This is a genomic window from Pseudooceanicola marinus (assembly GCF_020177265.1).
GTDB lineage: Bacteria > Pseudomonadota > Alphaproteobacteria > Rhodobacterales > Rhodobacteraceae > Pseudooceanicola > Pseudooceanicola marinus_A.
In genome coordinates this window covers 112928-127097 of sequence record NZ_JAIVMC010000008.1, presented here as the reverse complement: position 1 = coordinate 127097, position 14170 = coordinate 112928, and the positions used below count along the sequence as shown (strand labels likewise).

The window sequence follows — 14170 nt, the reverse complement described above, 5'->3', positions numbered from 1 at the left end:
GGGGCCGAAACAGGCAAACCGGCGCCAATTTCCGAAAGACCGATCCGCCGGCGGGCGGACATTTGCTAGATCCGTTTCAAAGGGGACATTGATGGGATTCTTCCTTCGCTGGGTCGTGGCCTTTTTCCTGATCGCCGCCACCTACAACCCGACCGAATACAATTACGTCACCTGGGTCATGCAGAACTGGCCCGACCTGATGTCGGTCACTGTACTTTTGGGGCTGCTGCTCTTCGTGGGCTACGTGATCTACCTGCGCGCCACCCTGCGCTCGATCGGGGTCTTCGGCATGGGGCTGGTGCTGGCCATCGCCGCGGCGCTGATCTGGGTGCTGTCGGACTTCGGCCTGCTGGGGCTGACCAACCGCAATTCCCTGCTGTGGCTGGGCATCATCTCGCTCTCGCTGGTGCTGGGCATCGGCCTGTCCTGGAGCCTGATCCGCCGCCGCCTGTCGGGCCAGGTCGACATGGACGACATCGACGACGACAGCTGAGCGGCACTGTTCCTTACAACGACACGCCCCGATCCCGGGTCGCCCAAGCGGCAACATCGCGCGCTGCCCTCCCCCTTCTGCCCTTGCCACCCGCGCGACAGGGCCGCCGCACCCTGCCCGACACAGCCCGAGCGCCTCGACGCGGCCCGCGCCATTCGGGGTTGCGGTGCAGCCCTGTCTGGCTTAGATACCCGCCGAATGATGGCTCCCCGGGGCCGTCCGCGATATGCCGCATACTGATCCAGGGGCGCCCGGCGCCCGCGACCGAAACGGGCTTTGTACATGGAAAACGTCGTCCTCATCGTCCACCTGATCCTCGCGCTTGCGCTGATCGGCGTGGTGCTGCTGCAACGTTCCGAAGGCGGTGGCCTCGGCATGGGTGGCGGCGGGGCGATGACCGGCCGGGCCGCGGCAACCGCCATGGGCAAGCTGACCTGGGTGCTGGCCACGGCCTTCATCGTCACTTCGCTGGCGCTGACCATCGTGGCCGCGGAACGCTCCTCCGGCTCCTCGGTCCTCGACCGGCTGGGCACCGCGCCCGCCCCGGTCGAAGAGGGCGCAGAAGGCGCCGAGACCCCGGATGCAGGCGGCCTGCTGCCGCCGCCCTCGGGCGCGTCGGGCACCGACGGGCTGACGCCTTCGGCCGACTGATACCGGCCGGGCACCGGCCCTGAGCGGGCGCTTCGGCGCCCGTCGGGAAACTGCCCCCTCTCAACCACTACACCTTGCGGGACGCCTCCTGCCAAACCCAGCATCTTGCGGGATCCTGTTGCCAGTGCCATGCGAATCTGGTAGCTCTTAAATCCCGTGGAACAGCGGTCTTCGGACCGCTCTGTCCTTATTTTGCGCAGCCAAAGTCGCGTCCGCACGCCGACACTTCACGGGAGCCTCAAGACATGGCGAGATACATCTTCATCACCGGCGGCGTCGTTTCGTCCCTGGGCAAGGGCCTTGCGTCTGCTGCGCTCGGCGCCCTGCTGCAGGCCCGCGGCTTCTCCGTCCGGCTGCGCAAGCTGGATCCCTACCTGAACGTCGATCCCGGCACCATGTCGCCCTTCGAACACGGCGAGGTCTTCGTCACCGACGACGGCGCGGAAACCGACCTGGACCTGGGTCACTACGAACGGTTCACCGGCGTCGCCGCCCGCAACACCGACAGCGTCTCTTCGGGCCGCATCTATTCCGACGTACTGGAGAAGGAGCGCCGCGGCGACTACCTGGGCAAGACCATCCAGGTCGTCCCCCACGTCACCAACGAGATCAAGGACTTCCTCCACGTCGGCGAGGACGAGGTCGATTTCATGCTCTGCGAGATCGGCGGCACCGTCGGCGATATCGAGGGGCTGCCCTTCTTCGAGGCGATCCGCCAGTTTTCCCATGACCTGCCGCGCGGCCAGTGCATCTTCATGCACCTGACGCTGCTGCCCTACCTGGCCGCGAGCGGAGAGTTGAAGACCAAGCCGACCCAGCACTCGGTGAAGGAGCTGCAGTCGATCGGCATCGCCCCCGACATCCTGGTCTGCCGGTCCGAACAGCCGATCCCGGAAAAGGAACGCGAGAAGATCGCGCTCTTCTGCAACGTGCGCAAGGAAGCGGTGGTGCCGGCCTACGATCTGGGGTCCATTTACGAGGCCCCGCTGGCCTACCACCGCGAGGGGCTGGACCAGGCCGTTCTGGATGCCTTCCAGATCTCCCCCGCGCCGAAGCCCGACCTGACTGTCTGGCAGGATGTCTACGACCGCATCCACAACACCGACGGCGCGGTGAAGATCGCCATCGTCGGCAAGTACACGCAGCTGGAAGACGCCTACAAGTCGATCAAGGAAGCCCTGGTGCACGGCGGCATGGCCAACCGGATCAAGGTCAACGTCGAATGGGTCGATGCGGAGATCTTCGACCATGAAGACGCCGCTCCCCACCTGGAAGGCTTCCACGCGATCCTGGTGCCCGGCGGCTTCGGCGAACGCGGCACCGAAGGGAAGATCAAAGCGGCGGAGTTCGCCCGGACCCGCAGGATCCCCTATCTGGGCATCTGCCTCGGCATGCAGATGGCGGTGATCGAGGCGGCCCGCAACCTGGCCCATATCGAGACCGCAGGATCCGAGGAATTCGACCACGAGGCCGGCAAGAAGCGGTTCGAGCCGGTGGTCTACCACCTGAAGGAATGGGTGAAGGGCAACCACGCGGTGAAACGCGCCGTGGGCGATGACAAGGGCGGCACCATGCGCCTGGGCGCCTATACCGCCGCCCTGGCCGAAGGATCGAAGGTGTCGGAGGTCTACCACGCCACCGAGATCGAGGAACGCCACCGCCACCGCTACGAGGTGGACATCAAGTACAAGGACAAGCTGGAAGAATGCGGCCTGTCCTTCTCCGGCATGTCCCCCGACGGACGCCTGCCCGAGATCGTCGAGATCAAGGACCACCCCTGGTTCATCGGCGTGCAGTTCCACCCCGAGCTGAAATCGAAACCCTTCGCCCCGCACCCGCTGTTCGCGGACTTCGTGCGTGCCGCGAAGGAGGTCAGCCGCCTGGTCTGACCCGGAGCCGCAGCCGCAGCATACAGGAAGGCGCCCACCGGGCGCCTTTCTTGCATCTTGGGCCCAAGGCGACAGGGGTGTGCGCCGCGGCATCACGGGCGCCCTGCCGGCATCGTGACTTGATCCGGCAGACCCCCGGGCCACATGCTGGGCCATGGTCAAACGAATGCTCCTCGCCCTCACCCTTCTGGCAGCCTGCGGTCGCGGCGTCCCGGAGGGCGCCGAGGTGGTCGTGGCTGGCGACTCGGTCATGGCCTGGAACCGCAGCTCCGGCGCCTCTGTCGCGGATCAGCTGGAGGCACGGCTGGGCGCGCCGGTTGGCGACGTCTCCCTGCCGCTGGCCCAGGTGCGGGGCGGGACCGGACCGCTGAACATCCCCAACCAGCTTGCGGGCCTCAGCCCGGAATGGGTCGTGCTGAACGGCGGTGCCAATGACCTGAGTGTCGGATGCGACTGCAACGATTGCGAGGCAACGTTGGACCAGTTGATTTCGGCGGACGGGACGCGGGGCGCCATCCCTGCGTTGGTGACCGACCTGCGGACCCGTGGATCACAGGTCGTCTGGGCCGACTACTATACCTCGCCCCGCTATGCCGGCACCGACTGCGAGGGCCCCTATCGCGTGCTGGAAAGCCGGCTCGGGGCGATGGCCGCCCGCGACGCCGGCGTCTCCCTTGTCGACATGGACAGCGTCTTCAGCCCCGACGACCTGTCGCTTTTCGCGCGGGACCGCCTGCACCCGTCGGAAACAGGATCGGCGCGGATCGCCGCGCTGATCGCGCCGGTCCTGCAGGCCACCCCCTGACCCTCCGGTCAAAACGCTCGGACGCACGGGAACCATCTGCGCCCTTCCGTCGTTATCCATGCAACAGACATGGTTTACATGCCGCAGCCGAAGGAGATGCCCCGTGAACGCAATCATTTATCTGGTCGGGCTCGTCGTGATCGTTCTTGCCATCGTGCAGTTCGTCCTCTGATCCGACCCAAGTTTGTCCCTGTCATACGGCCCGCCCTTTCCCCTGGGGCGGGCCGTTTGCCGTTCTTCGCCGACCGCGCCACGGGCATGCAAAAGGGGCCGCTCCTTCCGGCGCGGCCCCTTTGCGTTTTTCCCACAAGCTCTGGTCAGATCTTGTGCCGGCCCATTGCCAGGACGCAGAGCACGGTGATGACGCAGGAGGCCAGCATGTAGTAGCCCACGTGGCCCATGCCGTAGTTCGCCTGCAGCCAGGTCGCGATATAGGGCGCCAGCGAGGCTCCGACGATCCCCGCGAAGTTGAAGGCCAGCGACGAGCCGGTGTAGCGCACCTCGGTGGGGAACGGCGCGGCCAGGACAGCACCGATGATGCCGTAGGTGATCCCCATCAGGGCCATGCCCAGGGTGACGAAACCGTAGACCCCGCTCAGCCCGCCTTCCAGCAGCGGCGCCAGGGCGAAGGAGAAGACACCGATCAGCACGGTGACGGCCAGCAGCAGACGGAAGCGCGAGATACGGTCGGCCAGCTTGCCCGCCAGCGGGATGAACAGGCCGAAGACCACGGCGCCCCAAAGCTGGATGTGCAGCGCCTCGGTCAGCGACATGTCCAGCACGCCGACGTTGTAGCTCAGCAGGTAAGCGGTGCCGATGTAGAACAGCACGAAGGTCGACAGGGCGACGAAGGTGCCCAGGAACAGCTCGGTCTTGTGGGTGCGGAAGATCTCGACGAAGGGCACCTTGACGCGCTCCTCCTTGTCGATCGCCTTCTGGAAGGCCGGGGTTTCGGCCAGCGACAGCCGCACCCATAGGCCGATGGCGATCAGCAGGACGGAGCCCAGGAAGGGAATGCGCCAGCCCCAGGCCAGCAGATCCTCGGTGCTCATGAAGGTCAGCAGCAGCGTGAAGAGGCCCGACGACAGGAACAGGCCCACGGGCGCGCCCAGTTGCGGGAACATGCCATACCAGGATTTCTTTCCCTCCGGCGCGTTCTCGGTGGCGATCAGCACCGCCCCGCCCCATTCCCCGCCGAGGCCAAAGCCCTGGCCGAAGCGGCACAGCGCCAGCAGCGCCGGCGCCGCCACGCCGATCTGCGCGTAGGTCGGCAAAAGGCCGATGATGACGGTGGAGATCCCCATGGTCAGCAGCGCCGCCACCAGCGTGGTCTTGCGCCCCACCCGGTCGCCGAAGTGGCCGAAGACCGCCGCGCCCAGCGGACGGGCGAAGAAGGCGATGGAGAAGGTGGCGAAGGAGGCCAGCAGCGCCGTGGTCGCATCCTCACCGGGGAAGAACAGGTGCGGGAAGACCAGCACGGCGGCGGTGGCGTAGGAATAGAAGTCGAAGAACTCGATGGTGGTGCCGATCAGGCTTGCCAGCAGAACGCGCGAGGGCTTGTTCAGGGGGGCCGCCTCGGCCGCCATATCGGGCGTGGAGGTCGTATCAGTCATGTCATGTATCCGGTTCGTTGCGGTCCGCCCGAACCTCCGTCCCCCGGGGCCTCCTCCCCCGTCGCCAGGCAGAGACTGGCGGGTAGCGCAACAAAGATGCGGAGAAAAGACATCTTGGGTAATTTTTAGCGAAAACATGGCGGGGTTGACCCATCCGCATGACTGAACCGCCCGACCGTGGCCCCCGATGCGGGCCAAGCGCGGCACCGCAATCCTTTGGGCCCCTGCCAAGAAACCGTTACATTCCGGTGATCTAAGGCAGGCGATTCCGCCCCCGCGCGCCGACCAGCCGCGCGGCGCGCGCGCCTGCCCCCATCTGACCACGAGAGAGACCATGCCCCAGGACCCTTCCCCCTCCCGTTCCGACGAGCTGTCGGATTCCGAAGACTGGCTGGAAGCCGAGCTGCGCGACGAGCTGGACGAGGATTACGAGATCGAGCTGGAAGATGCCGTCCTGTCGATGAAGATCCGCGAAATCTACAACAAGGCCCACGGTCCCTCGATCCCGCGTCCGCAGTATTTCCGCGACCTGCTGCGCCTGCAGGCAGAGCTGATCAAGTTGCAGGACTGGGTGGTGCATAGCGGCGAGAAGGTCGTGGTCATCTTCGAGGGCCGCGACAGCGCCGGCAAGGGCGGCGTCATCAAGCGGATCAGCCAGCGCCTGAACCCCCGCGTGGTGCGTACCGTCGCCCTGCCAGCCCCGTCGGAGCGGGAGAAATCGCAGTGGTATTTCCAACGTTACGTGCCGCACCTGCCCGCCGGGGGCGAGATCGTGCTGTTCGACCGCAGCTGGTACAACCGCGCCGGGGTCGAGCGCGTCATGGGGTTCGCCGACGAGGACCAGGTCAGCCAGTTCTTCGACGACGTGCCGGAATTTGAACGGATGCTGGTGCGCTCCGGCATCCGGCTGGTGAAATATTGGTTCTCGATCACTGACGAGGAACAGCAGCTGCGATTCCTGATGCGCATCCACGACCCGCTGAAGCAGTGGAAACTGTCACCGATGGACCTGCAGAGCCGGGTGAAATGGGAAAGCTACACCAAGGCCAAGGAGGAGATGTTCGCCCGCACCAACATCCCCGAGGCGCCCTGGTACATCGTGCCCGGCAACGACAAGAAACGCGCCCGGCTGAACTGCATCGACCACCTGCTGACGCTGTTCCCCTATGCGGATGTGCCCTCGGAGGAGGTGCAATTGCCGGAACGGGTCTACAATTCCGACTACGAGCGCGCGGTCCTGCCGCCGGATCTTTACGTGCCCTCCAAATACTGATCCCGGGTGCGGTGATCGCCCGACTGGCGGGGTGACAGGCGGAAAGGCCATCCGGGCCTTTCCGCCAAGGCGGCGCGCCTCGGGACCCTATCGGGTTTCGCTCTGGAAACGAAACAAATAGGCATTTTTAATCTGCCGACTAAAATAACCGGCGCGCCTTTAGATTTATTACAGACATTCCTTTTGGGCGCCCGATTTCGACGACAGACCATCTGCAGGAAACGGTATTCCCCACAGACCGCCAAAACGGCGCGGCGCATCTTTGCGCAATCTGGGATTTCGGATGCCGGACCGCGCCCGGGGATCAGGCCGTAAGGGGCGAGAAAATGCGCCCCAGAAGGCTCTTTTCCTTGGCCGTGGCCTTGCGTCGTCCGGCCTTCACCGGCAGCGCGTTGGCCATCTGCCCGACGATCGCCGGGTTCAACCGCCAGCGCCCTTCGATGCCCTGGCGCGCATCCTCGGCCTGGGTTTCCAGCCAAGTGGCCAGACGGTCCGGGCCGATCATCTTGCGCGCCGGGTCCGGCAGGTAGAAACCCGCGTTGATACGCTGGCACAGCGCGTCGAGCTGGGCACAGACAGGCTGCATGGCAGGTGGCACCTGCGCACGGGGAACCTTGTCAAACCGCTCCGGCTCCGCGTTGTGAAACAGGGTCAGGGCCGAGCCCAGATCGACGCAGACCTGCGCGGAAATCCAGCGGATCACCTCGTAGGAACCGGGTTCCCATTCGACGGCACGTGACATGGCGCAAACCTGACGATCCGTTGCACGGCGCAGGGCCTCCAACCGCTCTTCAGCGGTGGCGGCAGCCCAATCAATCCGAGCGAGAGACGGCATTGCGCACTCCTGAAACTTCCTGACACGTCATCTAATTGCACGTGATTTAAGAAAAATTTTGGTCACAATTGTGGCCAAGGCGGGACATTCAACCCTTAGGCAAACCCATCATGCCCCAGGTTGTGTTATTTCCCAAGCCAATTCTCAAACCCGTGACCCCCATTGGCGCGACGCGGGGGGCGGTCTATATCTCGGATCATGTTTGGTGATTTCCTCTCCCGCCTCACCGCGCCCCGCCCAGAGCCCCTGAACGAGGGCGATGCGCGGCTGGCGCTTTCCGCCCTGCTGGTGCGCGTGGCCCGTGCCGATGGCACCTTCGACGGTGGCGAACGCCGCACCATCGGGCGCATCCTGGAAACCCGCTACGCGCTGGACGGCGCCGGCGCCGAGGCGCTGCTGCGCGATGCCGAAGAGCTGGAGGGGCAGGCCCCCGACACCGTTCGCTTCACCCGCGCCATCAAGGACGCGGTGCCTTACGAGAACCGTCTGGCGGTGGTCGAGGCGCTCTGGCAGGTGGTGCTGGCCGATGGCAGTCGCGACCCGGAGGAGGACGCGCTGCTGCGCCTGGTGACCTCACTTCTGGGGATCACCGATCAGGACAGCGCCCGGGCCCGCCAGCGCGCCGGGGCCTCCGATGCGCCCGCGGCGGATCCCGACGATACCAGCGCCCGCCCGGGCCCCTGGTCCTGACCCGGCAATGACCTCCGCCGCCCCCAGCCCCAGGTCCGCCCCCGCGTCTTCCGCGATCCCGCCGCTGGCGGTGGCCTTCCCGATGTACGACCGGGCCACCACGGCGCATATCTACGACCGGCTCTGGCAGCACCTGCGCCCGGAACTGGCGCAAGCCCTGCCGGATCAGGCGGATGCCCTGCCCGACGGCCTCTGGCGCGGCACGGCCGATCTCTTCGATCTCTGGCAATCCCCGGACCTGCTGCTGGCCCAGACCTGCGGCCTGCCCTTTCGCGGGCCGCTGAAGGGGCGCGTCACCCTGGTGGGGACCACGGATCCCGCCCTGCCCGGCACACCGCCCGGTCACTACCGGTCCGTCATCGTCACCCGCGCGGATGACCCGGCGCGCGCCATGGCGGATCTTGCGGGTCGCCCGGCAGCGGCGAACGAACCGGTCAGCCAGTCGGGCTGGGCCGCGCTTTGCGACCATGCCGAACAGGCAGGGATCAGCCTCGGCCCGGTCACCTTCACCGGCGCCCATGCCCAGGCGGTGCAGCTGGTGGCCGACGGCGGCGCCGACCTGGCCTGCATCGATCTGGTGACCTGGCGCCTGCTGCTGGCGGAGGAGGATCGCGCCGCCCTGGCCCTGAAGGTGATCGACCGCACGCGGCCCACGCCAGCGCATCCCATCATCACTGCGACCGGGCGCGCCCCGGCACCACTGGCCGCCGCACTGGACCGGGCCCTGACGCAACTGCCCCTGGCCGACCGCAGCGCCATCGGGTTCACCCGGCTTCTGCCCGCCGACGCGGCCCAATATTTCGCCATCCCCCTTCCCCCGGCCCTACCCCGTGACCCATTGTCGTGAAGTCATCCTTCACGAATATTGATTTCACGGTCAAATTCGGTCCAAATCGGCGGATCAACAGAGGCCGAGGCTTTCAGGGGGATACGTGAGCCAGAACCCGCCCGTCATTGAACTACGTGACCTGCACAAGGCCTATGGCGAGCTGGAGGTGCTGAAGGGCGTCTCGCTGACCGCTCACCGGGGCGACGTCATTTCCCTCATCGGCTCCTCCGGGTCCGGCAAATCCACCATGTTGCGCTGCGCCAACCTGCTGGAAGACAGCCAGCAGGGCGAGATCCTGTTCAAGGGAGAGGCCGTGCGCTGGCGCGGCCAGAGCCACGGGCGGCGCCCGGCGGATGCCAAGCAGGTGCTGCGCATCCGCACGAACCTGTCGATGGTCTTCCAGCAGTTCAACCTGTGGTCCCACATGACCATCCTGCAGAACGTGATGGAGGCGCCGCTGACGGTGCTGGGCCGCGACCGGGCGGAGGTGGAACCCAAGGCCCGCGATTACCTCGCCAAGGTCGGCATCGCCGACAAGGCCGACGCCTGGCCCGCCCAGCTGTCCGGCGGCCAGCAACAGCGCGCGGCGATCGCCCGGGCGCTTGCGATGGAGCCGGAGGCGCTGCTGTTCGATGAACCGACCTCGGCCCTGGACCCGGAGCTGGAACAGGAAGTTGTGAAGGTCATCAAGGACCTGGCCGCCGAGGGACGGACCATGTTGCTGGTCACCCACGACATGCGCCTGGCCGCCGACGTGTCGGACCAGGTGGTCTTCCTGCACCAGGGCAACCTGATCGAACAGGGCCCGCCGGAGCAGCTCTTCGGCGCGCCCAAGACCGAACGCCTGCAACAATTCCTTAGCGCGACCACCAGCGCCTGACTTCAGACACCCCGAGCCCGGGGACAACCGGGCCGGACAACCGGCGGCCCCGCCGCCACCCAAAGACGGGAGATACCGATGCAGAAATTCATCCTGAGCACCGCCGTGCTGGCGCTGACCGCTGGCGCCGGCCTGGCCGACACGGTCCGCATGGGCACCGAAGGCCAGTACCCCCCCTACAACTTCATCGACGACAACGGCGAAGTGGCCGGCTTTGAACGCGAAGTGGGCGACAAGCTTTGCGAACTGGCTGAGCTGGACTGCGAGTGGGTCACCAACGAATGGGATTCGATCATCCCCAATCTGGTGGCCGGCAACTACGACACCATCATCGCCGGCATGTCGATCACCGAGGAACGCGAAGAGGTCATCGACTTCACCCAGGATTACTACCCGCCGACCGGCTCGATCTACCTGGCCATGGATGACGGCGTGGACCTGGAAGGCGGCGTTGTCGCGGCCCAGACCGCGACGATTCAGGCGGGCTACGTGGCCGAGACCGGCGCGACCCTGCTGGAATTCGCCACCCCCGATGAGACCATCGCCGCCGTGATGAACGGCGAAGCCGACGCGGTCTTCGCCGACAAGGACTTCCTGCTGCCCTACGCCGACGAAGGCGAGCTGATGGTGGTGGGCGAGGAGATCCCCCTGGGCAGCGGCATCGGCATGGGCCTGCGCGAAAGCGACACCGAGCTGAAGGAGAAGTTCAACGCCGCCATCGACGAGATGAAGGCCGACGGCTCTCTGAACACGCTGCTCGACAAGTACTTCGGCGAAGGCACCGGCACCTATTGATCCGGACCTGCCTGCCCCGGGCCCAAGCGCCCGGGGCACGCCCATGCGGGGCTGGCCTGTCGCGCCGGCCCCGCCACCCGTTTGCCCCCGCCGACGCAAGGGATGATCGCCACCCGTGTTCGACTTCTGCACAGATCCGGACCTTCTGGAGGGCAGCCGCTGGCTGGCCTGCTACCTGACCACGCCCAAGCACATGATGTTCTACCAGTCCTTCGGGGTGGTGATCGCCCTGCTGCTGGTGACGGCGCCTATCGCCCTGTTCGTGGGCTTCCTGGGCGCCCTGGCGACCCGCTCGCACGTCGCGCCGCTGCGCTGGCTGGGGCTGGGCTATTCCTCGATCGTGCGCGGCGTGCCCGACATCGCGTTTTTCCTGTTCGTGCCGCTGGCGCTGGACCAGCTGCTGGAATGGCTGCGGCATGAGGTGAAATGCCCCGACTGGGATGAACCGATCCGCCAGGGCAATGATTTCGTCGTCTGCGCGGCGGCCAAGCTGCCCCTGGGGTCGGCACCGCAGATCTGGCACGAGCTTTACGGCATCACCCTCGCCATCGTCGCCTTCGCCTTCGTCTTCGGCGCCTTCGCCTCGCATGTGCTTTCGGGGGCGATGAACGCCGTGCCCCGCGCCCAGCTGGAAACGGCGGAGGCCTATGGCATGACGCGTGGCCAGGTGACCCGGCGCATCCTGGTGCCGCAGATGTGGGCCTATGCCCTACCCGGCCTGTCGAACCTGTGGATGATCCTGATCAAGGCCACGCCGCTGCTGTTCCTGCTGGGCGTGGAGGATATCGTCTACTGGGCGCGGGAGCTGGGCGGGTCCAAGACCTCGGCCTATTCCTATCCGCACCCCGACTGGCGGCTGTGGTATTTCACCGCCCTGCTGGTCTTCTACCTTCTGATGACCAAGCTGTCCGAGCTGGCCTTCGCCCGCCTCGAACGCCGCTTCGCGCGCGGTCAGGCGACGGCCTCGGGCATGCGCCAGGCGCGTGGCGGCAAGGGCGGACCGGGCGCCGGCGGCAGCAAGGGGGCCACGGCATGATGTCCTGCATCGACACCATCCAGGCCTACGGGCTGCGGTCCATCGGGCTGGGCGAACGTCTGCTGCCGCGGTCCGATTTCACGCTGTGCGATCAGTTCGTGCTGATCGGCTCCGGCATGATCTGGAACCTCTACTTCGGCCTCGGCGCCCTCCTGCTGGGGTTCTGGGCCTCCATCGGCGTGGCCCTGATGCGCCATGCCGAGCCCTGGTGGATCCGCAAGCCCGCCGACTGGTTCGTCTTCATCTTCCGAGGCTCGCCGCTGTTCATCCAGTTCTTCCTCTTCTACGCGCTGTTCACCCAGCTGCCGCGTGAAGGGGTGCCGATCAACCTTGGCTTTGTCGCGTTCACCGCCGACACCTCCTGGCTCACACGGGCCTGGGGCGGGGCGCTAATCACGCTGTTCCTCAACACCACCGCCTATACGGGCGAGATCTTCCTGGGCGCCCTGCGCTCGGTCCCCAAGGGCGATCTGGAGGCAGCGGATGCCTATGGCTTCTCCGGCTGGCGGAAGTTCCGCCGCATCACCTTCCCCACCATGCTGCGCCTGGGCTGGCCAGCCTACACGAACGAGGCGATCTTCCTCTTTCACGCCACGACGCTGGTCTACTTCAGCTCCTTCCCGGCGCGACAGCAGAAGGGCGATGCGCTTTACTACGCCGACTACTTCGCCTCGAAGACCTTCAACCCCTTCATCCCCTACCCGATCCTGGCGATGTATTTCATCGCGCTGACCCTGACCGTGGTGCTGGTCTACGGTGCGGCCTACCGCCGGTTGACCCGGCACCTGCCGTCGAACCGCAAGCCCCGGCTGAAGATCCGGCCCCAGGTCGTGCGCTGAGGGCGCCTGCCCTGCAGCGCAGCCCCTTTGGCCCTGCGATTTGATCACCTTTTTGCTTCACCGCCGGAACGGGTTGGGGCATGATGGCCTGGATTTGATCATATTAGAATGCGGCCGATGACCGGCCCGAGAGGTTTCGATGCATTTCGACCAATACCGCACCTTCCGGGTGGCGGCCGCCGACCTGAACGGCCAGATGCGCGGCAAGCGCGTGCCACTGGCCACCTTCGACAAGCTGGGCACCGAAGGCACCCGAATGCCGCTGTCGGTGCTGAACGTGGATGTCTGGGGCGCAGATATCGAGGACAGCCCCCTGGTTTTCGCCAGCGGTGACGAGGACGGGGTGCTGAAACCCACCGAACACGGGCCCGTGCCCATGCCCTGGCTCGACAGCCCCTCGGCGCTGGTGCCGATGTGGATGTTCCACGACGACGGCAGCCCCTTTGCCGGCGATCCGCGCCATGCGCTGCGCCGGGTGCTGGACCGCTACAAGGAACGCGGCTGGACCGTGCAGGCCGCCGTCGAGATGGAATTCTACCTGGTCGACGACACCGGCCACCAACTGGCCGCGCCGCAGAACCCGATCTCCGGTCGGCCCGTCTTCGGCAACGCGATCCTGTCGATCCGCCAGCTGGACGCCTTCGACAACTTCCTGACCGACCTTTACGACGCCTGCGACGCGATGGAGATCCCGGCGGATTCGGCCAGTTCCGAGGCCGGCCTGGGCCAGTTCGAGATCAACCTCGATCACCGCGACGCCATGGCGGCGGCGGATGACGCCTGGCTGTTCAAGGCCATGGTGCGCGGCATGGCGCGGCGGCATGACATGGCCGCGACCTTCATGGCGAAACCCTTTGCCAACGACGCGGGCAACGGGATGCACGTGCATTTCTCGGTGCTGGACGAGGACGGCAATAACATCTTCGACAACGGCGGCCCCGAAGGCACGCCGCTGCTGAAGAACGCCGTGGCGGGCTGCCTGGCCGGGCTGGCGCCGGGCACTCTGATCTGGGCGCCGCATGGCACCTCCTACGACCGGTTCACGCCCGGATCGCACGCGCCCACCGGCGGGTGCTGGGCCTATGAGAACCGCACGGCAGCCATCCGCATCCCGTCTGGCCCGGCGAAGGCGCGCCGGATCGAACACCGGGTGGCCTGCGGCGACATCAACCCCTACCTGGTGCTGGCCGCCATCCTCGGCTCCGCGCTGGCGGGGATCGAGGACGGGATGGACCCGCCCGCGCCGATCACCGGCAATGCCTACGACCTGAAGCTGCCGGGCCTGATGCCAGACTGGGAAAGCGCGCTGGAACGCTTCGAGACGGATCCCCTGATGGCGCGCATCTTCACGCCCGAGCTGATCCGCAACTTCGCCATGACCAAGCGGCAGGAGATCCGCCGCCTGGCGGAGATCCCGCCCGAGGAACACTGGCTGGTCTACCTCGAAACCGTCTGAGCCGGAGCGGCAGGCCCGGGCCGCAGGCGCGCGAACGCACCGCCGCATCGGCCCTTGCCGCCCTTCGCGCGCTCTACTACCTTCGC

14 protein-coding genes are annotated in these 14170 nt (G+C 66.4%); 12 read left to right on the top strand and 2 right to left on the bottom strand.

Features of this window, described 5'->3' with window-relative positions; genetic code table 11:
* Positions 1 to 91 precede the first annotated feature (91 nt).
* The 4 genes from LC066_RS14750 to LC066_RS14735 all read left to right on the top strand — a co-directional run bounded on the left by LC066_RS14750 (position 92) and on the right by LC066_RS14735 (position 3838).
* The gene (locus LC066_RS14750) at positions 92 to 493 is read left to right on the top strand and encodes a DUF6524 family protein (RefSeq protein ID WP_224900498.1); all 402 of its coding nucleotides are present in this window, start codon (positions 92 to 94) and stop codon (positions 491 to 493) included.
* Positions 494 to 775: 282 nt separating this feature from the next.
* Positions 776 to 1144: a preprotein translocase subunit SecG gene (gene secG, locus LC066_RS14745; RefSeq protein WP_224900495.1), complete on the top strand. Its 369-nt coding sequence runs from the start codon at positions 776 to 778 to the stop codon at positions 1142 to 1144.
* Between the two features lie 245 nt (positions 1145 to 1389).
* Positions 1390 to 3033: a CTP synthase gene (locus tag LC066_RS14740; protein WP_224900492.1), complete on the top strand. Its 1644-nt coding sequence runs from the start codon at positions 1390 to 1392 to the stop codon at positions 3031 to 3033.
* A gap of 166 nt (positions 3034 to 3199) precedes the next feature.
* Positions 3200 to 3838, top strand: a complete 639-nt coding sequence (locus tag LC066_RS14735; protein ID WP_224900490.1) for an SGNH/GDSL hydrolase family protein — start codon at positions 3200 to 3202, stop codon at positions 3836 to 3838.
* Between the two features lie 317 nt (positions 3839 to 4155).
* Here LC066_RS14735 and LC066_RS14730 read toward each other — a convergent pair whose 3' ends face one another.
* A complete protein-coding gene (locus LC066_RS14730) occupies positions 4156 to 5451 on the bottom strand; it encodes an MFS transporter (protein ID WP_222478615.1) in 1296 nt (431 codons plus the stop codon).
* Positions 5452 to 5785: 334 nt separating this feature from the next.
* Here LC066_RS14730 and ppk2 point away from each other — a divergent pair, with 334 nt between their 5' ends.
* Entirely contained in the window at positions 5786 to 6724 is a 939-nt protein-coding gene (gene ppk2 / locus LC066_RS14725; protein WP_224900487.1) for a polyphosphate kinase 2, read from the top strand.
* 304 nt (positions 6725 to 7028) lie between these two features.
* Here the strand turns inward: ppk2 and LC066_RS14720 are convergent, their stop codons facing one another.
* Positions 7029 to 7559, bottom strand: coding sequence for a hypothetical protein (locus tag LC066_RS14720; protein ID WP_224900484.1), 531 nt, complete (start codon positions 7557 to 7559; stop codon positions 7029 to 7031).
* Positions 7560 to 7757: 198 nt separating this feature from the next.
* Here LC066_RS14720 and LC066_RS14715 point away from each other — a divergent pair, with 198 nt between their 5' ends.
* The 7 genes from LC066_RS14715 (at position 7758) to LC066_RS14685 (ending at position 14084) form a co-directional block, all read left to right on the top strand.
* The gene (locus tag LC066_RS14715) at positions 7758 to 8249 is read left to right on the top strand and encodes a TerB family tellurite resistance protein (RefSeq protein ID WP_224900481.1); all 492 of its coding nucleotides are present in this window, start codon (positions 7758 to 7760) and stop codon (positions 8247 to 8249) included.
* A 7-nt stretch (positions 8250 to 8256) separates the two neighbouring features.
* Positions 8257 to 9096 (top strand): phosphate/phosphite/phosphonate ABC transporter substrate-binding protein, encoded by an 840-nt coding sequence (locus LC066_RS14710; RefSeq protein WP_224900478.1) that lies wholly within the window; start codon positions 8257 to 8259, stop codon positions 9094 to 9096.
* 85 nt (positions 9097 to 9181) lie between these two features.
* Positions 9182 to 9958: an ABC transporter ATP-binding protein gene (locus tag LC066_RS14705; RefSeq protein ID WP_224900475.1), complete on the top strand. Its 777-nt coding sequence runs from the start codon at positions 9182 to 9184 to the stop codon at positions 9956 to 9958.
* Positions 9959 to 10036: 78 nt separating this feature from the next.
* Entirely contained in the window at positions 10037 to 10753 is a 717-nt protein-coding gene (locus LC066_RS14700) for a transporter substrate-binding domain-containing protein (RefSeq protein WP_224900472.1), read from the top strand.
* Positions 10754 to 10868: 115 nt separating this feature from the next.
* Positions 10869 to 11789 carry an ABC transporter permease gene (locus tag LC066_RS14695; RefSeq protein ID WP_085886016.1) on the top strand — a complete coding sequence of 307 codons (921 nt, stop codon included), beginning with the start codon at positions 10869 to 10871 and terminating at the stop codon, positions 11787 to 11789.
* Positions 11789 to 12628: an ABC transporter permease gene (locus tag LC066_RS14690; RefSeq protein ID WP_224900911.1), complete on the top strand. Its 840-nt coding sequence runs from the start codon at positions 11789 to 11791 to the stop codon at positions 12626 to 12628. Before LC066_RS14695 ends, LC066_RS14690 begins: the two co-directional genes overlap by 1 nt.
* A gap of 139 nt (positions 12629 to 12767) precedes the next feature.
* On the top strand, positions 12768 to 14084 hold the full coding sequence (locus LC066_RS14685) for a glutamine synthetase family protein (protein WP_222478629.1): 1317 nt from the start codon (positions 12768 to 12770) through the stop codon (positions 14082 to 14084).
* The last annotated feature ends 86 nt before the right edge of the window (positions 14085 to 14170 follow it).

Bases quoted from the DNA above. Each gene is read 5' to 3' on its own strand.
- LC066_RS14750 (WP_224900498.1), top strand. From the start codon at position 92: ATGGGATTCTTCCTTCGCTGGGTCGTGGCCTTTTTCCTGATCGCCGCC.
- secG (WP_224900495.1), top strand. From the start codon at position 776: ATGGAAAACGTCGTCCTCATCGTCCACCTGATCCTCGCGCTTGCGCTG.
- LC066_RS14740 (WP_224900492.1), top strand. From the start codon at position 1,390: ATGGCGAGATACATCTTCATCACCGGCGGCGTCGTTTCGTCCCTGGGC.
- LC066_RS14735 (WP_224900490.1), top strand. From the start codon at position 3,200: ATGCTCCTCGCCCTCACCCTTCTGGCAGCCTGCGGTCGCGGCGTCCCG.
- LC066_RS14730 (WP_222478615.1), bottom strand. From the start codon at position 5,451: ATGACTGATACGACCTCCACGCCCGATATGGCGGCCGAGGCGGCCCCC.
- ppk2 (WP_224900487.1), top strand. From the start codon at position 5,786: ATGCCCCAGGACCCTTCCCCCTCCCGTTCCGACGAGCTGTCGGATTCC.
- LC066_RS14720 (WP_224900484.1), bottom strand. From the start codon at position 7,559: ATGCCGTCTCTCGCTCGGATTGATTGGGCTGCCGCCACCGCTGAAGAG.
- LC066_RS14715 (WP_224900481.1), top strand. From the start codon at position 7,758: ATGTTTGGTGATTTCCTCTCCCGCCTCACCGCGCCCCGCCCAGAGCCC.
- LC066_RS14710 (WP_224900478.1), top strand. From the start codon at position 8,257: ATGACCTCCGCCGCCCCCAGCCCCAGGTCCGCCCCCGCGTCTTCCGCG.
- LC066_RS14700 (WP_224900472.1), top strand. From the start codon at position 10,037: ATGCAGAAATTCATCCTGAGCACCGCCGTGCTGGCGCTGACCGCTGGC.
- LC066_RS14690 (WP_224900911.1), top strand. From the start codon at position 11,789: ATGTCCTGCATCGACACCATCCAGGCCTACGGGCTGCGGTCCATCGGG.
- LC066_RS14685 (WP_222478629.1), top strand. From the start codon at position 12,768: ATGCATTTCGACCAATACCGCACCTTCCGGGTGGCGGCCGCCGACCTG.